Here is a 17,382-nt window from a genome sequence, read left to right as displayed (position 1 = left end):
GTTGCGGTCCAAAGTTTCGACGTCCGATTATGCGTGACGACGCGGTTCCCCTCGCCGGCGAGGCAGGGCGATTCTACGACCCCTTCGTCCCCGCCCGCAAGCCGCCATCCGAAGCATCGGGTCCGGGCCGCGTGCCGGTGCTCCTGGCGGGCCTCGGCATCGACGCGCTGGCGGGCGAGCGCGCCCGCCGCCGTGCCGCCCGCAACGGCACCGACATGGGCTGGGAACTGGTCTGCGCCGGATGCGCGAGCGAGGACGCGCTGGCCGCGGCCATCGGCCAGGCCCTCGACCTTTCGGTCGAAGCCATCGCTTCCACCGACAGCATCGTCGGTCGGGGCGATCTTGGATCAGATCCCGGCAGGGCGGAAACGGCAGGAGGGCCGATGGCCAGATCGCTGCGGGTCTGCGGGCCGGACCTTCAGGGAAAGTTCTTCATGGCCCCGCGGCTCGAGGAGCTCGATTCGATCGCGGCGCTCCTGGCCATCCATCCGCAGCGACGGTCGATCTTCCGCGTGTGCACGCCGCGCGCGCTCTTCGCGCACCGCGCCACCGCATCGCTGGCGCAGCGGTCGCAATCGGCCTGTCTCGGCCTTGCCGGCGACAGGCCCGCTCTGTCGGCCCGCACGGTCTGGACCGGCATGCAGGGCATGGTCGCCGGACTGATTTCCGGTGGCCTTGCCATCCTTCTCGTCAAGGCGCCCTGGCAGTTCCTCCACGTCCTGCATCTCGGGCTCCTGCCTTTGTTCCTCTGCTGCGCGCTGGTCCGGCTGCTGGCAGCGCACCGGCTGCTGTCGCAGCATGCGGCGGACCCAAGCGACAGCGCGGGCCCGGCCCTTCGCTGCGAAGGACCGCGCCCGGTCTACTCGGTGCTGGTCGCGTTGCACGACGAGCGCGCCATGGTTCCGGGGCTCGTCGCCGCGCTGTCGGCGCTGCAATGGCCGCGTTCACGGCTGGAGGTGATGCTGGTCTGCGAGGGCGATGACGCCGGTACCATCGCGGCGGTGGAGGCGGCGATCGCCGGCCGCCCGAACTTTTCCCTCGTCCGCGTCCCGCCGTCGCTGCCGCGCACCAAGCCCAAGGCGCTGAACGTCGCGCTGCCGCTCGCATCCGGCGAGTTCCTCGTAATCTACGACGCCGAAGATCGCCCCCGGCCCGGTCAGCTGGAAGCCGCCTATCGGCGATTTCGATGCAGCGACGCGCGCCTGGCCTGCCTGCAGGCGCCGCTGGTCATCGGGAACGGCGAGACCTCCTGGCTCAGCGGGCATTTCGCGTTGGAATACGCCGCGCTCTTCCGAGGCTTTCTTCCCTGGCTCTCGGCGGCCGGCCTGCCGTTGCCGCTCGGCGGCACCTCCAATCATTTCCGCCGCGCGGCGCTCGAGGCCGTCGGCGCCTGGGACAGCCACAATGTCACGGAGGATGCCGACCTCGGCATCCGCCTCTATCGCGCCGGCTACCGGGTCGAGACGATCGACGTGCCGACCTTCGAGGATGCACCCGAGAGCTGGCGCGTCTGGCGCAACCAGCGCACGCGCTGGATGAAAGGCTGGATACAGACGTGGCTGGTCCACATGCGCGACCCGGTCGCGCTGTGGCGCGATCTCGGCGCGAAGGGTTTTGTCGGATTCCAGCTCCTTTTCTTCGGCATGCTCGCCTCCTCCGTGGCGCATGCCTTCCTGCTCTTCTTCCTCGCCTGCACGGCCCTGGCCCTGGGAACCTCGGGCCCTCCCGCTCTCGTCGACAGCGTCCTTCTGGCCACCGACGCCTTTACCCTGATTGCCGGCTACCTGGCCTTCGTCGTGCTGGCGACGCAGGCGCTCGACCGGGAAGAAAAGCGCTTCCTGCCGCGCCATCTCTGGACCCTGGCCGTCTACTGGCTGCTCATCAGCGTCGCCGCCTTCCGCGCCTTCCTCCAGCTGATGGACCGGCCGCATGTCTGGGAAAAGACGCCGCATCCGCCGCCGCCTGGCCTGGGCGCCGACGCCGGAGCCGGATCCATGCCGGGCGCTGTCCCCGCGGCGGAAACCACCGCCCGCTCCCTGTCCTAGCAGGGGTCGCGGGGGGGCGTGGAGGAACGCCCTTTCCAGGGCAGGGCCGACGGCGTCGCGGACGCTTCTCCCGGCAAAGTTGGAGACAAGGGGGAGTGCGACGATCGACAGGCAGATGCCCTGTCGCCCCACCAAGGGACCTCACGGTCAGCCTGCAGAGGGTGCAGGAGCACAACGCCGCATTGCCGGACACAGCACAACCGAGAGGAGCCTGGGAAAACCCTGCGAGCGCATCAGCGGGTCGCTACCGTCCGCTCTGCGGCGGTCTGGCTGGGGCGCCAGGATTCGAACCTGGGAATGGCGGCACCAAAAGCCGCTGCCTTACCACTTGGCGACGCCCCATCGACCGGCAAGCCGAGCGTCGCGGTCTATAGCGTCTCGGCGCTGCGCTGGCAACGGGATCACGCGGGCTGGGCGTGGTTGGCCCGCCGACGGCCGCACCGGCTTATCGCTTCAAACGTTCTCGGAGGAACCGGGTGCCTGGGCGCCCCACGCTGCACACTGTGATGCCGTCTCCTTCCCCATGAAATATCGGCCGGAGAAGGTGGGTCGGCGCGACCGGATTCAACCCTGCGACTCCTCGTCCCGTACAGCCTTCAGCGAACGCCTGGCCGCTGTTCAGCTTGGCCTTGGGCGGCCCTTCGGCACCGCTGATCGCGACCCCGTGCTGACCTGTCCCGCTTCAAATCCTTGACGTTTTCGCCCAGAGGGACAATCAGGGACCCGTAGAGTGGCAAGTTGGCAGGCAGGCTCTTCCTGGAGAAGGCTGCCACGGTCACGGAAGGGTCCGCCATGCAGGACATTGAAGCGGCGCTTTGGCTGATCGCCTCGGGCGACGCCGCGCTGCTGTCGATCGTCAGCCTGTCGCTGCAGGTCAGTGTCGCGGCGGTGCTCGCCGCGGCCGTCGTCGGCTTTCCGCTGGGCGCCGTCCTGGCCCTGTCGCGCTTTCCCGGCCGCACAGTCCTCATCGTCGTCCTCAACGGCTTCATGGGCCTGCCGCCCGTCGTCGTCGGGCTTGCGGTGTACCTCCTCCTCTCGCGCTCCGGTCCGCTCGGCGAATTCGGGATCCTGTTCACGCCGATGGCGATGGTCATCGCGCAGTCGCTGCTGGTCCTGCCGATCATCGCCGCACTGACACGGCAGACCATCGAGGATCTCTGGCGCGACTATCGCGACGAGCTGAACGCGATGGGCGTCGGCACGATCGGCCGCGTGGCGACGCTGCTGTACGACAGCCGCTACAGCCTCCTCACCGCCTTGCTGGCGGGTTTTGGCCGGGCCGCGGCGGAGGTCGGCACGGTGATGATCGTCGGCGGCAACATCGAAGGCTTTACCCGCACCATGACCACTGCCATCGCGCTCGAGACGTCCAAGGGGGATCTGGCGCTGGCGCTCGGCCTCGGCATGGTCCTCATCGCCCTCATCCTCGCCGTCAACGCCCTCGCCTGGAGCGTGACGGCCTGGTCGAAGCAGCGATTTCCCGGATGAAGGCGAGCGTGACGACGAGCAACCTGCCGCTGACCCTCGAGGGCGTCGTTCTCAGGATCGGCGACACGACGATCCTCGATCACGTCGGCCTCACCATCCGCCCCGGTCCGCCCACCCTCCTCGTCGGGCCGAACGGCTCAGGCAAGAGCTCGCTGCTGCGCCTCTGCATGGGGCTGGAGCGGCCCTCGGCCGGCCGCATCCTATGGGGCGGCCGGACAGATTGCGCGGCGGCGCGACAAGCCATGCTCTTCCAGCGCCCGGTGATGCTGCGCCGGTCGGCGGCAGACAACATCGCCTACGCGCTGGCGAAGGCGGGCGTCGACAAGCGAGACCGGTCGGCCCGGATCGAGGCGCTTCTGGCGCGCGTCGGGCTGACGCATCGGGCGGGCCATTCCGCCCGGACGCTTTCGGGCGGCGAACAGCAGCGGCTCGCTCTGGCGCGGGCCTTGGCGCGCGAGCCGGAAATCCTCTTCCTCGACGAGCCGACGGCCAACCTCGATCCGGCATCGAGCCGGATCGTCGAGGCCATCGTCCGGGAAAGCGCGGCGGCCGGCATTAAGGTCGTCATGGCCTCGCACGATCTTGCCCAGGTCAAGCGCCTTGCCGGCGACGTGCTCTTCCTCGACCGCGGGCGCCTGCGCGAGCAGAAGACAGTAACCGAGTTTTTCGATACCCAGATGTCGCCAGCCTCCGCCGCCTTCGTGCGCGGCGATCTTTGGTTTGATGAACCGCTTGAGTCCCGAACCACAGGAGCCTCGTCATGACCCCTCGCTTCCTCTCCCGCCGATCCCTGGCCGCCCTTCTGGCCGTCGCTCTCCTTGCCCCCCTCTCCATCCAGCCCAGCGCGGCACAGGATCGGTCGATCGTCGTCGCGTCGACCACGTCGACGCAAGATTCCGGCCTCTTCGGCCATATCCTGCCGCTGTTCCAGGCGGAGACCGGCATCGAGGTGAAGGTGATTGCCCAGGGCACGGGACAGGCCCTGGATACCGCGCGCCGCGGCGACGCCGATGTCGTTCTCGTCCATGCCAAAGCGCAGGAGGAGAAATTCGTCGCGGAAGGTTTTGGCGTGAAGCGCTTCGACGTGATGTACAACGACTTCGTCCTCGTGGGTCCCACGGGCGATCCGGCCGGCGTCGCCGGCATGACGGATATCGCCGCAGCGCTCGAGCAGATCCGCGCCAAGGCGCTGCCCTTCGTCTCGCGCGGCGACAAATCCGGCACCCATTCCGCCGAACTGGCGCTCTGGAAGACCGCCGGCATCGACATCGCCGCAGTCAGGGGAGACTGGTACCGCGAGATCGGCCAGGGCATGGGCGCCGCCCTCAACACCGCCGGCGCCATGGGCGCCTACACGCTTTCCGACCGCGGCACCTGGCTCTCGTTCAAGAACCGCGGCGATCTCGGCATCGTCGTCGAGGGCGATCGCCGGCTGTTCAACCAGTATGGCGTGATCCTGGTCAATCCGGCCAAGCATGCGCATGTGAAGGCCGAGCTCGGCCAGACCTTCATCGACTGGCTGCTCTCGCCAACCGGACAGTCCGCCATCAACGCCTATGCGATCGACGGCCAGCAGCTGTTCTTCGCCAATGCCGCGGCGGACAGGAGCTGAGGCCGCATGACGTTGCGATCGGCGCGATGACGCAGGCGCCTTTGCCAGATGGGGCCGTCGCCGGCGCAGGCCCGCTGACCAGCCTCGAAACCGCCCTGGCCCTGCTGCTGGAGGAACTCGAGCCGGTCGGCGTGCTCTACCTGGCGCTGGAACGGAGCCTTGGTGCCGTCGCGGCAGAGGCTCTGCCGCTGGCGCAGGACCTGCCCCTCGCCGACGAGGCGACCATGGACGGCTTCGCCTTCGCGGCGGCGGATCTCGTCGGGGCGTCGAGCTATTCGCCCGTCGCCTTCTTCGCGGAACCGCGGCGGGTCGAGATCGGCTGGCCGATGCCGGAGGGGTGCGACTGCGTCCTCGACGCCAGCCTGGTGGACTTTCACGGCGGCGTCGTGGAGGCGATGGCCGAGGCTTTTCCGGGCGAAGGCATGCGCCGCGCCGGCGAGGATCTGCGCATCGGCGGGACCACGACGACGCCAGGACGGCGCCTGTCGCCCATCGACCTCCTGATCGCCCGGCGGCTGGGGCTGGAAAGTCTGGCCGTCCGCCGGCCGCGCGTCGGGATCATCGATGTCGGCAACGACCGCCATGGCCCGACCGCCGCCTTCGTCGCCGATTTTTCCGCCAGCGAGGGGGCCGCCACTGGCGGCATCGTTACCGTCCAGCGGGATGAGGGGTCCATCTCGGCGGCGATCGACGAGGCCCTCGGCGACGACGGCTGCGATCTCCTCGTCCTCGTCGGCGGCACTGGCCGCGGCGCCGAGGACCGCACCGTCGCCGCCTTCGCGCCGCGCGCCGAAGCGTGGCGTCACGGCATCGCTTTGCGCCCCGGCACGAGCGCCGCCGTCGCCCGGATCGGTGGCCGCCCGGTCATCGCCCTCCCCGGCACGCCCGGAGAGGCAATCGCCGCGGCCTTGACGCTGCTGCGTCCCCTCCTCGATCGCCTGGCGGGCCGGGCGCCCCGGACCGCCCTCACTTTGCCGCTGGCGGCGAAGATCGCCTCGTCCGGCGGCCTTGCCGAACTCGTCCTGCTGCAGCGGTCGGGCGCCGCGCTGCGGCCGATCGCGACCGGCGGGTTCTCGTTGGAGAGCCTCGGCCGGGCCGATGCCTTCCTCGTCGTCCCCGGCTCCAGCGAAGGCTATGCCGCCGGCACCGCGGTCGATGCATTCCCGCTCTTCGAAGCGCGCTGAGGTCCGTCTGATGTCTTCCTTCCCTCCGAAGTCCCGGGATCTTCCGCCGCAGGGCGGCGCTTCCGGCCTCGAGCAAAACCAGTTCCTGACCATCCTCTCCCGCGAGGAGGCCCTCGCGCGGTTCGAGACGGCGCTGTTTGGGCCGGGGCAGACGAGCGACCGGGGCTCGCAATCGCGGTCGCTGGCGGAAGCGCTCGGCATGCCGCTGGCTGGCGACGTTCTCGCGCCCGGCGACGTGCCGCCTTTCGACCGCTCGAATGTCGACGGTTTTGCGCTGCGCGCCGCCGACACCGCGACGGCCAGCGAGGACCGGCCGGCCGTCCTCGCCCTCAACGGCGAGACGATCGCCTGCGGCACCGCGCCGACGCTGGCCGTCGCCCGCGGCACGGCGACGCCGATCGCCACCGGCGGCGTCGTTCCGCGCGGCGCGGACGCCGTGATCATGGTCGAGCACAGCAGCGTCGCCGACGATGGCGTCATCGCCTTCCGCCGTGCGGCGACGGCCGGCCAGTTCATCGCCTATGCCGGCTCGGACATGGCGGGCGGCGACGTGCTGCTGCGCGCCGGAACCCTCCTCGGCGCGCGCGAGATCGGCATTCTGGCGGGCGCCGGGATTGCCGAAGTCCGCGTCACGGCAAAGCCGCGCGTGGCCGTGCTGTCGACGGGAGACGAGCTGGTCCAGCCCGGCGAGCCGCTGCGCCCGGCCAGCGTCCACGATGCCAATGGCGCGATCATCGCCGCCGCGGTGACCGAGAACGGCGGCATCGCGCGCTTTCTCGGCGCCTTTCCCGACGACGAGGCGGTGCTCGAAGCCGCGATGCGCGCGGCGCTCATCGACCACGACATGCTCATCCTCTCCGGCGGTACGTCGAAGGGTGCGGGCGATGTCAGCCATCGAATCGTCTCGCGCCTCGGTGCTCCCGGCATCATCGCCCACGGCGTCGCGCTGAAGCCCGGCAAACCGCTTTGCCTGGCGGTCTGCGACGGCAAACCCGTCGTCATCCTGCCAGGCTTTCCGACCTCGGCGATCTTCACCTTTCACGACATGGTCGCACCGGTGCTGCGCCGGATGGCCGGCCTGCCGCCGCGCGCGGAGAACACCGTCGAGGCGAGCGTGCCGGTCCGGATCCCTTCCGAGCTCGGCCGGACGGAGTTCGTGATGGTCTCGCTGGTCGAGGCGGCGAGCGGTCTCGTCGCCTATCCCACCGGCAAGGGCTCCGGCGCGATCACCTCCTTTGCGACGGCGGACGGATTCCTGCGCATCGAGGCGCTCGCCGATCATCTGCCGGCGGGAAGCCGCACGACGGTTCAATTGCTGACGCCGCAATTGCGCCTGCCCGACCTCGTCGTCATCGGCAGCCATTGCACCGGTCTCGACCGCGTGCTGACGCCGCTGGTGCGGGCGGGGCTCGGCGTGCGCTCGCTTGCCGTCGGCAGTCTCGGCGGCCTTGCCGCCGCAAGGCGCGGCGAGTGCGACCTGGCGCCGATCCATCTTTTCGACGCCCAGACAGAGACCTACAACACGCCCTTCCTCGCCCCGGGGCTGGAGCTCGTACCGGGCTGGCGGCGCCTGCAGGGCTTCGTCTTCCGCCGGGACGACCCGCGCTTTGCCGGCCTCGGCGCGGCGGCCGAGGCCGTCGAGGCCGCGCTCGCCGATCCCGACTGCCTGATGGTCAACCGCAATCAGGGCGCGGGAACGCGGATCCTGATCGACGCGCTGCTCGGGGCCGCCCGGCCCGGCGGCTACTGGAACCAGCCGCGGTCGCACCATGCGGTGGCGGCCGCCGTCGTGCAGGGCCGGGCCGACTGGGGCGTGACGATCCGGCCGGTGGCCGAGGCCAAGGGGCTCGGCTTCCTGCCGCTCGCCGAGGAGCACTACGATTTCGCCCTCGTCGCGGCGCGCCGGGACAGGCCGGCGGTGATCGCCTTCCTCGCGGCCCTGCAGGATCCCGCTGTCCGCCAGAGCCTCGAAGAGGCAGGCTTTACGCCCGCCTGAAGCGTCGGGGCGAGTGCGGCGTCGGGCCTTTTCCCGCCTCCCGGACGACCCTGCCGAAGCGGTCGGCCGGCGCTCAGTCCGGCAGCAGCGCCGCCAGCCGCTCGGCCGCGCCGAGGTCCTCGGGCGTGTTGGCGTTGAAGAAGGGGTCGACCGGGTCGGCCGGCCAGTCGACGGTCACGCAGGCGTGGCGCGCCTGCCATCGGCTGATTTTGCGGATGTCCTCCTCGACCAGCGCCTGGCGCAGGTCCGCGCGCAGCGCGACGCGCCAGAGCCCGATCACCGGATGCGCCTGCCCGCCGGATTGGGCGATCGCCAGATCCGCGTTCCCGGCCAGCCGCGCGGCGTGCAGCCGGGCGACGAGATCCCTCGGCAGAAACGGGCAGTCGCCGGGCGCGGTGGCGACGAATTCCGCCGCGGGCCGGTGCTCGGCGGTCCAGTCGAGCGCGGCCAGCACGCCGGCGAGCGGGCCGGGATGGTCGGCGACCGTGTCGGGGACGACCGGCAGGCCGAAAGCCTCAAAACGCGCGGGATCGCTATTGGCGTTGATGACGAGCGTGCCGCATTGCGGCGCCAGCCGCGCCAGCACGTGGTCGAGAATGGTGCGGCCGCCGATCGTGCGCAGCGGCTTGTCGCCGCCGCCCATGCGCCGGGCGAGCCCGCCGGCGAGGACGACGCCGACCGTGTCGTGGGGGGCGTCAGTCATGGCCGTTCGCTCCAGTTGCCGCGCGCACACCGATGCGGCCCTTGTCGCGGGTCGGCTCGTCGGCGATGCCGACCGGGTCTTCGTCGAAGACGATCCGTTCCTCGCCGGAAGCGACGATGAAGCGCTTGCCGCGGGCGCGGCCGACCAGCGTCAGGCCCGCCTTGCGCGCGAGGTCGACGCCCCAGGAGGTGAAGCCCGAGCGCGAGACGAGGATGGGAATACCCATGCGCACCGTCTTGATCACCATTTCCGAGGTCAGGCGGCCGGTCGTGTACATGATCTTGTCGGCCGTCGGCACGTCGTTCTGGTAGAGCCAGCCGGAAATCTTGTCGACGGCGTTGTGGCGGCCGACATCCTCCATGTAGCAGATCGGCTCGCCCTCGCGGCAGAGCACGCAGCCATGGATCGAGCCGGCCTCGAGATAGAGCGAGGGGGTGGTGTTGACGCTGCGCGTCAGCCGGTAGAGCCAGGACGTCCGCAGCTCCGCCGCCGGCAGCGACACGCCCTCCATGGATTCCAGCAGATCGCCGAAAGCGGTGCCCTGGGCGCAGCCGGAGGTCAGCGTCCGCCTTTTCAGCTTGGCCTCGTAGTCGGTGCCGCGCTCGGTGCGCACCACGACGACCTCCAGGTCCTCGTCGTAATCGATCGCGGTCACCCGGTCGTCGTCGTGCAGCATGTTCTGGTTGAACAGGTAGCCGAGGGCCAGATATTCCGGGTAGTCGCCGATCGTCATCATGGTGACGATCTCCTGCGCGTTGAGGTAGAGCGTCAGCGTGCGCTCGACGGGGACGCTGATGTCGACCCTGACGCCTGTATGGTCGAGGCCGCCGACCTTGGCCGTCAGCTTGGGGTCGGAGGGGTTCGGCATCACGACCGGTCGGTTCTGGCTTTGCATGGAGATCCTCGCAACAGTCAGCCGGCCCGAGGGCGGACCGGATGGTTGACCCTATAGCCGCTCCGGCGGCCTGGGGGCGGGAAAAACGCCGGCATGAGCCCTGGGGCCGGTTATCGCGGCTGTGGGGCGGCGTGCTTGCTCCAACGGTTTCAGGCTGTTAAGCCGCCTGAGCGGCAACAGGCGGCGAGCGCCGACCGAGGACAAAAGGGAGCGGCATGGCGCAACTGTCGGACGACTGCTTCGCCTTCGGCGGCCCGATGCGGACCGTGGCGGAGACCGTCGCCCTGATCCGCGCGCGCCTCGTCCCCGTCGCCGAGACCGAGAGGGTCGGCCTTGCGAGCGCCGACGGACGGGTGACCAGCGAGGCCTTCACGGCCGGCCTGTCCCTCCCCGCCTTCACCAATTCGGCCGTCGACGGCTACGCCGTGCGCGGCAGCGACCTGCCCGTCGGCGCGCCGAAAGCCTTCGTCCTCGCCGACCGGATCCAGGCCGGCATGGCGGCATCCCGGCCGCTGGCGCCGGGCGAGACGGTGCGCATCTTCACCGGTGCTCCCATGCCGGCGGGCGCCGACACGGTGTTCATGCAGGAAGATACCGAACTCGACGCGTCCGGCCGCATCCTTCTGCCGGCCGGCCTGTCGCCGGGGGCCAATGTCCGCCCGGCCGGCGAGGACGTCGCCCCCGGCCGGGTCGTCATCGCCGCCGGTCAGCGCCTGCGCCCGCAGGACGTCGCAATGCTGGCGGCGCTCGGCGAGACCGAGGTGGCGGTGCGTCGGCGCGTGCGCGTCGCGGTGTTCTCGACCGGCAACGAGATCGTGGCGCCCGGCGCGCCGCTGGGGCCCGCCCAGGTGTTCGACTCCAACCGCTTCATGCTGATGGCCATGCTGGCGCGTCTCGGCTGCGCCGTCACCGATCTCGGCATCCTTCCCGACGCGACCGCGCCGATCGCCGAAGCCCTGGTCGACGCCGCCGCGGACCACGATCTGATCCTCGCCTCGGGCGGCGTTTCCACCGGGGAAGCGGACCATGTGAAGACCGCGGTGGAGACCGCGGGCACGCTGACCTTCTGGCGCGTCGCGATCAAGCCGGGACGGCCGGTCGCCATGGGCGTCGTCAAGGGCACGGCCTTCATCGGACTGCCCGGCAATCCGGTCGCGAGCTTCGTCACCTTCGCCCGCATCGCCCGCCCGGCGATCCTGGCGCTGGCGGGAACCGAGGAGGCGGCGCTGCCGGCGACCCCCCTGCGGGCCGCCTTCGCCTATGCCAAGAAGCGCGGCCGGCGCGAATATGTGCGGGTGACCCTGGTCGAGGGCGCCGACGGACTGCTGGAGGCGCGCAAATTCCCGCGCGAGGGGGCCGGGCTCCTGTCCTCGCTGGTCGATACCGACGGCCTCGTCGAATTTTCCGAGGACAGTGCCGGCACCGAGATCGGCGCGACCGTCGCCTTCATCCCCTATGCCGCGCTGCTCTGACGCAACGGCTGGCCTGCCTCCCCCGTGCCGCGCGGCTCGGCGCTCTCATTTGCCGGAGACCTCCACCATGACCCTGCTCGACCTGACGGGCCTGAAATGCCCTCTGCCGGCGCTGAAGACGCGCAAGGCGCTGAAGGGCATGGCGCCGGGCGAAACACTGTCGGTGCGCAGCACCGATCCCCTGGCCGGCATCGACATTCCGGCACTTCTGAACGAGACGGGCGACCGCCTGATGTCGACCGAGCGGGAGCCGGACGCCTTCCTGTTCACCATCGAAAAGGCGGGCGAAAAGGCGGGCGGCTGATCCCTCAGCCCCCGGCCGCGCCCTCCCCGGGCTGGCTCCAGTCCGCCCCGACGAGATTGTCGCCGGGATTGCCGACCCTGGCGCCGGAGGTGCTGCTGAAGGCAGCATAGGACGGCCGCTGCGCCTCTGTCAGGACGAGGGCGGCCACGACGCCGATGCACAGGGTCAGGACGAGACCGACGAAAATCGACTTCACGGCTGGCCTCCCGGTGCGGCGGGCGCCGCGGTCTGCTGGAATTTCAGGTCGAGCGCGGCCAGCGCCATCAGCGCCGGCGGCATGTCGACACCTTCCCGGCGCATCGACCGGGCGGCATTCTGGCAGGCGGCGATGTCGTTGGCCGCCGCCAGCGCCTGTCCCTCGGCCAGCGACATGGTCGGGCCCTTCTTCTGGATTGTGGGAGAGGTCGGAATCGGCGCCGAGAGACCTGAGGTCTGCGGCGCGTTCTGACCCGAGCCCTGCGCGGCGGGCGCGTTGGCGCCATTCGGCGCCTCGACGGCCGCCCCGGCCTGGTTCGACGAGTCCTGGGCGGAGCCGCCCGGCGACTGGCCCTGGGCTGCCGCAGCGGCAGGGGCCGCGGCCTGGCCCGCGCCCGGCGCGTGAGCGGCTGTACCGGCGGCCGGCGCGACGGCCTGACCAGAAGCTGCGGGCGCGGGGGCGGTGGTCGTGATCCCGGCAGGCGCCGGCGTGGTCGCGGCCGTCGGGGCAGCCGGCTGGCCGGGCGTCGGCGGCGCGGGCGGCTTCGGCGTGAGATAGGCGACGAGTTCGGCGCAGATATTGGCCGGTCCCGCGGTCGCCGCTGCCGCAGGTGCGGCGGCGGTCGCATTGGCCGGCGGCGCGGCCGGAGACGCAGGGGACGCCGGCGTCACGCCCGTCGGCGCGGCCTGGACCGAACCGGCGGCCGGAGCCGGCGGAGCGGTCTGTGCGCCGGGTGCCGGCGTGGCCTGAGCGCCCGCATCGGGCGCCGGCACGACGGCCGGAGCCTCTGCAGCCGGCGGCGACGCCGTCTGGGCGCTGGCCGCGGCGACGAAGCTGCAACTGGCGAGAAGCAGAGCGAAGATCTTGGGCTGCATGGTCTCTACTCCGCCGGAACCGCGCCGGGCCGCAGCGACTTGGCGCCACGCGCCTCTTCCTCTTCGACCCAGAGGCTGTGATGGGTCTTGGCCCAGCCGAGATCGACCTCGCCGCTTCCCATGGCATCATAGGCGCCCTCCATGCCGAGCGAGCCGATATAGATGTGGGCTATCATGATGGCGATGAGCAGGACGCCGACGATGGCGTGAATGTACTGCGCCGTCTGCATGCCGGTGATGTCGAGGAGGGTGAAGGGAAAGAGCATCAGGATGCCGGTCAGCGACAGCGCCACGCCGCCGATGGTCACCGACCAGAAGATCCCCTTCTGCCCGGCATTGAACCGCTTCGCCGGCGGGTGGCCGGTGCCGACGAGACCGCCGAACTCCTTGACCCAGCGCATGTCGGTGCGATCGGGGATGTTGTCCTTGATCCAGACCACGATCATGACCACGAGGCCGAGCATGAAGGCCCATGAGACGTAATTGTGGATGTACTTGCCCCATTGGCTCATGGCGGCAAAGGCGTCGGGGCCGATCAGGGGAAAGATCAGCCGCTTTCCGAAGATGTAGTTCAGACCGGTCAGCGCCAGCAGGATGAAGGCCGAGGCGGTCATCCAGTGGTTCATCCGCTCGATCGCGCCGAAACGCAGGATCTTGCGGCCGGTATCGGGGCCGGGCTCCATCATGATGCGGCCGCGGGTCATGTAGAACACCACCAGCGCGATCAGCATGCCGAGAACGGCGATGCCGCCGATCCAGGGAAGCCAGCCCTCGCGGAAGCCGCGGTATTCGCGCCCCTCCGGCTGTTCCAGCACGGCCGCCTTGCCGTCGGGAATGGTGATACGGCCGGTGATCTTGCCACCCTGCAGGGCGTTAAGCAGCTCGGCCTCGGTCGGCGCGGCCGCGGTCGGGTTCTGGCCGCTGGGATCGGTCGTTTCCTGCGTCGGCACGCCGCCCGGCCCGTCCTGGGAGGCGGCCGGACCGGCGAGCACGGCAAGGCCGAGCATGGCGGAGGTGGCGAGAGTGAGAAGTCGCGTCATCGTCTCCGTCCTCACGTCTGCACGGTTTCGCGATAGGCCGTCTGCCAGCCCCAGGCGCCGGAGCCGTAGCCGCGCCGGGCCACGCGCTCCTTGTAGATGCTGGCGATGATCTCGCCGTCGCCGGCCAGCAGCGATTTGGTCGAGCACATCTCGGCGCACATCGGCAGTTTGCCCTCGGCCAGCCGGTTCTTGCCGTATTTGGCGTATTCGGCCTCCGAGCTGTCGGCCTCGGGACCGCCGGCGCAGAAGGTGCATTTGTCCATCTTGCCGCGCGAGCCGAAATTGCCGACGCGCGGATACTGCGGCGCGCCGAAGGGGCAAGCGTAGAAGCAGTAGCCGCAGCCGATGCAGAGGTCCTTGGAATGCAGGACGACGCCATCGGCGGTGGTGAAGAAGCAGTTGACCGGGCACACCGCCGCGCAGGGCGCGTCGGTGCAGTGCATGCAGGCCATCGACACCGACCGCTCGCCGGGCTTTCCGTCGTTCAGTGTGACGACCCGGCGGCGGTTGATGCCCCAGGGGACATCGTGCTCGTTCTTGCAGGCGGTGACGCAGGCGTTGCATTCGATGCAGCGGTCCGAGTCGCAGAGAAATTTCATACGCGCCATGTTCAGGCCCCCTTAAACCGCAGCGATCTGGCAGAGGACGACCTTGGTCTCCTGCATGCCGGTCACCGGGTCATAACCGTAGGTCGTGATGGTGTTGACGGATTCGCCCAGCACGATCGGATCGGTGCCGGCGGGATAGTGCCCGCGCCAGTCCGCGCCCTGGTAATGGCCGGAAAAGTGGAAGGGCATGAAGGCAACGCCCGGCCCGACGCGCTCGGTCACGAGCGCCTTGACCCGGGTCCTGGCCGCGTTTTCGGTGCCCATCACCCAGACGAAGCTTCCGTCGACGACGCCGCGGGCCGCGGCGTCCACCGGGTTGATCTCGACGAACATGTCCTGCTGGAGCTCCGCCAGCCACTTGTTCGACCGCGTCTCCTCGCCGCCGCCTTCGTATTCCACCAGGCGGCCCGAGGTCAGGATGATCGGGAAGTTGCGGAAGACATTGTTCTCGACCGCCGCCTTCTGGACGGAGAAGCCGACATTCGGCAGGCGGAACTGCATCTCGTCCGGCCGCGTCGGATATTTCGACACGAGCTCGGGCCGGGCCGAATAGATCGGCTCGCGGTGGACGGGCACGGGATCGGGCAGGTTCCAGGCGACGACGCGCGCCTTGGCGTTGCCGTAGTGCATGACGCCATGGTCCATGCAGACGCGCTGGATGCCGCCGGAGAGATCCGTCGCCCAGCTCACGGCATCCGGCTTGTCGCCGCCGACGCGCTGGATGGTCGCCAGTTCCGCCGGCCGCAGGTCCTTGTCCCAGCCGAGCTTCTTCAGGATGCCGAAGTTGATCTCGGGATAGCCGTCGGTGAGATCGGAATCCTTCGAGAAGGAGTCCTCGGCCAGGAGCGTCTGCCCGTTCCGCTCGACGCCGAAGCGGGCCCGGAACGTGCCGCCGCCCTCCCAGACAGAGACGTCCGTCCGGTAGAGCAAGGGCGAACCCGGATGCTTCATCTCCGGCGTTCCCCAGCACGGCCACGGCAGGCCGTAATACTCGCCGCCCACTTCCGGATCGTCCTTCGGTGCGCGCAGCGTCACGAGGTCGAATTTCGCTTGGTTGCGCATGTGCGCCTTCAGGCGCTCCGGCGACTGGCCGCAATAACCGGTCGAGAACCCGCCGCGATTGATCTCGCGCAGCACGTCATCGGCGACCACCTTGTTGTCGACCCGGGCGATGTTCTTGAACATCTGATCCGCGAAACCGAACTTGACCGCGAAATCGTAGATGACGTCGTAATCGGTGCGCGCCTCGAAGGGCGGTTCGACGATCTTTTCGCCCCACTGGAGGGAGCGGTTGGACGCGGTGCGGCTCCCGTCGCATTCCAGCGAAGTCGCAATGGGCAGGAGATAGGTGCCGTTGCGCCGTCCCGGAATGGCGGCGAAGGTGGTGGGGTGCGGATCGGCAACGACGAGCAGGTCGAGCTTCTCGAGCGCTTTCAGCATTTCGGGGATGCGCGTCACGGTGTTGCCGCCGTGGCCCATGACGAACATGCCGCGCAGCGGGCTGCGCTGGTCGATGTCCTCCTCGGGCAGCGTGACGGCATCGAACCAGCGCGTGGAGGTGAGACCGGGGGTCTCCATGTTCTCCTTGCGCGAGCGCGGCTTGCGCCCGCCCTTGGCCGGCACCTCGTCGAAGCGGCTCTGGAGATAGTCGTACTCGACCTCCCAGACGCGCGACCAGTGCTTCCAGCCGCCCTCGGTGAGGCCGTAGTAGAGCGGCAGCGAGGTGACGTCGAGGCCCAGATCGGTCGCGCCCTGGACGTTGGTGTGACCGCGGAAGATGTTGGCACCGGTGCCCGGCTTGCCGATGTTGCCGGTCGCCAGCACCAGCGTGCAGTAGGCGCGCACATTGGCGGTGCCGACGGTGTGCTGGGTCGCCCCCATGCACCAGATCAGCGTCGAGGGCTTTTCCTGGCTGAACAGATAGGCGACGCGCTTCAGCTGCTCGCCGGGAACGCCGGAGACGCGCTCGACCTCGTCCGGCGTCCACTTGGCGACTTCCTTGCGGACCTCGTCCATGCCGTAGACGCGGGTGCGGATGAATTCTTTGTCCTCCCAGCCGTTCTGGAAGACGTGCCAGAGAATGCCCCAGATGACCGGGATGTCGGTGCCGGCACGCAGGCGCACATATTCGGTGCCGTGCGCGGCGGTGCGGGTGAAGCGCGGATCGACCACGATCATGTTGGCGCGGTTCAGTTCCTTGCCCGCCAGCACGTGCTGCATGGCGACGGGATGCGCCTCCGCCGGGTTGCCGCCCATGATGATCATGGTCTTGGCGTTGCGGATGTCGTTGTAGGAATTGGTCTGGGCGCCGTAGCCCCAGGTGTTGGCGACGCCCGCGACGGTGGTCGAGTGGCAGATGCGGGCCTGATGATCGACCGAGTTCGTGCCCCAGAAGGCGCCGAACTTGCGGAAGAGATAGGCGCCCTCATTGGTGAACTTGGCCGAGCCCAGCATGTACATGGCGTCGGCGCCGGAGGTCTCGCGGATCTCGGCCATCTTGTCGCCGATCTCGGTGATCGCCTGCTCCCAGCTGAGGCGCTGCCATTCCCCGTCGACCAGCTTCAGCGGATATTTGAGGCGTCGGTCGCCGTGCACGATCTCGCGAATCGCCGCGCCCTTGGCGCAATGCGTTCCGCGATTGATCGGGCTCGACCAGCTCGGCTCCTGGCCGGTCCAGACGCCGTTCTGGACTTCCGCCGTCACGGTGCAGCCGACGGAGCAGTGGGTGCAGATGTTCTTCTTGATCACGATCGGCACGCCGGGCATTGGCCCGGCGACCGCCTCCGCCTTTCGCACAGCACCCGGCGCCATCGCGCCGAACACGGCCATGCCGCCGACGGCGAGGCCGGAATTGCGCAGGAAGGCGCGGCGGTCGAGCCCTCGCGGGACGGCCGCCGAAGCGGAAGAAGCGACAGAGGATACAGAGGCGCCGGCAGCGGCGGACTTGCGCTTGGTCAGCATGGC

The 17,382-nt window shown here is 69.6% G+C and carries 15 protein-coding genes and 1 tRNA gene; 8 read left to right on the top strand and 8 right to left on the bottom strand.

All coding sequences use genetic code 11. From position 1 onward, the window contains the following. Positions 1–29 precede the first annotated feature (29 nt). Complete coding sequence (locus tag IEX88_RS04955; protein ID WP_188849473.1) at positions 30–2,045, top strand: glycosyltransferase family 2 protein; 2,016 nt, start codon at positions 30–32, stop codon at positions 2,043–2,045. Between the two features lie 267 nt (positions 2,046–2,312). Here the strand turns inward: IEX88_RS04955 and IEX88_RS04950 are convergent. Then, a tRNA-Gln gene (locus IEX88_RS04950) sits at positions 2,313–2,387 on the bottom strand. A 450-nt stretch (positions 2,388–2,837) separates the two neighbouring features. Here IEX88_RS04950 and IEX88_RS04945 point away from each other — a divergent pair. The 5 genes from IEX88_RS04945 to IEX88_RS04925 are packed head-to-tail and all read left to right on the top strand — an operon-like array spanning position 2,838 to position 8,325. Then, positions 2,838–3,533 carry an ABC transporter permease gene (locus tag IEX88_RS04945; protein ID WP_188849472.1) on the top strand — a complete coding sequence of 232 codons (696 nt, stop codon included), beginning with the start codon at positions 2,838–2,840 and terminating at the stop codon, positions 3,531–3,533. Beyond that, the gene (locus tag IEX88_RS04940) at positions 3,530–4,297 is read left to right on the top strand and encodes an ATP-binding cassette domain-containing protein (RefSeq protein WP_188849471.1); all 768 of its coding nucleotides are present in this window, start codon (positions 3,530–3,532) and stop codon (positions 4,295–4,297) included. The genes IEX88_RS04945 and IEX88_RS04940 overlap by 4 nt, the downstream gene beginning before the upstream one ends. After that, positions 4,294–5,145 (top strand): ABC transporter substrate-binding protein, encoded by an 852-nt coding sequence (locus IEX88_RS04935; protein WP_188849470.1) that lies wholly within the window; start codon positions 4,294–4,296, stop codon positions 5,143–5,145. The genes IEX88_RS04940 and IEX88_RS04935 overlap by 4 nt, the downstream gene beginning before the upstream one ends. 26 nt (positions 5,146–5,171) lie before the next feature. Next, the gene (locus tag IEX88_RS04930) at positions 5,172–6,329 is read left to right on the top strand and encodes a molybdopterin-binding protein (RefSeq protein WP_188849469.1); all 1,158 of its coding nucleotides are present in this window, start codon (positions 5,172–5,174) and stop codon (positions 6,327–6,329) included. A 10-nt stretch (positions 6,330–6,339) separates the two neighbouring features. Further along, entirely contained in the window at positions 6,340–8,325 is a 1,986-nt protein-coding gene (locus IEX88_RS04925; RefSeq protein ID WP_188849468.1) for a molybdopterin biosynthesis protein, read from the top strand. Between the two features lie 73 nt (positions 8,326–8,398). Here the strand turns inward: IEX88_RS04925 and mobA are convergent, their stop codons facing one another. Beyond that, positions 8,399–9,028: a molybdenum cofactor guanylyltransferase MobA gene (gene mobA, locus IEX88_RS04920; protein WP_188849467.1), complete on the bottom strand. Its 630-nt coding sequence runs from the start codon at positions 9,026–9,028 to the stop codon at positions 8,399–8,401. Next, positions 9,021–9,923 carry a formate dehydrogenase accessory sulfurtransferase FdhD gene (locus IEX88_RS04915; protein ID WP_188849466.1) on the bottom strand — a complete coding sequence of 301 codons (903 nt, stop codon included), beginning with the start codon at positions 9,921–9,923 and terminating at the stop codon, positions 9,021–9,023. Before IEX88_RS04915 ends, mobA begins: the two co-directional genes overlap by 8 nt. A 215-nt stretch (positions 9,924–10,138) precedes the next feature. On the opposite strand from IEX88_RS04915, the gene IEX88_RS04910 reads away from it, so the two are divergent. Then, complete coding sequence (locus IEX88_RS04910; RefSeq protein WP_188849465.1) at positions 10,139–11,395, top strand: molybdopterin molybdotransferase MoeA; 1,257 nt, start codon at positions 10,139–10,141, stop codon at positions 11,393–11,395. Positions 11,396–11,462: 67 nt separating this feature from the next. Next, a complete protein-coding gene (locus tag IEX88_RS04905; protein ID WP_188849464.1) occupies positions 11,463–11,699 on the top strand; it encodes a sulfurtransferase TusA family protein in 237 nt (78 codons plus the stop codon). Positions 11,700–11,703: 4 nt separating this feature from the next. On the opposite strand, the gene IEX88_RS04900 is transcribed toward IEX88_RS04905, so the two are convergent. Genes IEX88_RS04900 through IEX88_RS04880 form a run of 5 tightly spaced genes read right to left on the bottom strand, consistent with a single transcriptional unit; the run spans position 11,704 to position 17,379 of the window. After that, a complete protein-coding gene (locus IEX88_RS04900; protein ID WP_188849463.1) occupies positions 11,704–11,895 on the bottom strand; it encodes a hypothetical protein in 192 nt (63 codons plus the stop codon). Then, complete coding sequence (locus IEX88_RS04895; protein ID WP_188849462.1) at positions 11,892–12,770, bottom strand: hypothetical protein; 879 nt, start codon at positions 12,768–12,770, stop codon at positions 11,892–11,894. Before IEX88_RS04895 ends, IEX88_RS04900 begins: the two co-directional genes overlap by 4 nt. Positions 12,771–12,775: 5 nt before the next feature. Further along, complete coding sequence (locus IEX88_RS04890; protein ID WP_188849461.1) at positions 12,776–13,810, bottom strand: formate dehydrogenase subunit gamma; 1,035 nt, start codon at positions 13,808–13,810, stop codon at positions 12,776–12,778. 11 nt (positions 13,811–13,821) lie between these two features. Continuing rightward, positions 13,822–14,418, bottom strand: coding sequence for a formate dehydrogenase FDH3 subunit beta (gene fdh3B, locus IEX88_RS04885; RefSeq protein ID WP_188849460.1), 597 nt, complete (start codon positions 14,416–14,418; stop codon positions 13,822–13,824). Positions 14,419–14,430: 12 nt separating this feature from the next. Beyond that, positions 14,431–17,379 (bottom strand): formate dehydrogenase subunit alpha, encoded by a 2,949-nt coding sequence (locus tag IEX88_RS04880; RefSeq protein ID WP_188849459.1) that lies wholly within the window; start codon positions 17,377–17,379, stop codon positions 14,431–14,433. Positions 17,380–17,382: the final 3 nt, after the last annotated feature.

It is taken from the genome of Aureimonas glaciei, from assembly GCF_014643375.1.
In the GTDB taxonomy this organism is placed as follows: Bacteria; Pseudomonadota; Alphaproteobacteria; order Rhizobiales; family Rhizobiaceae; genus Plantimonas; species Plantimonas glaciei.
The sequence above is the reverse complement of the archived record's forward strand: the minus strand, read 5'-3'. Positions and strand labels throughout refer to the sequence as shown.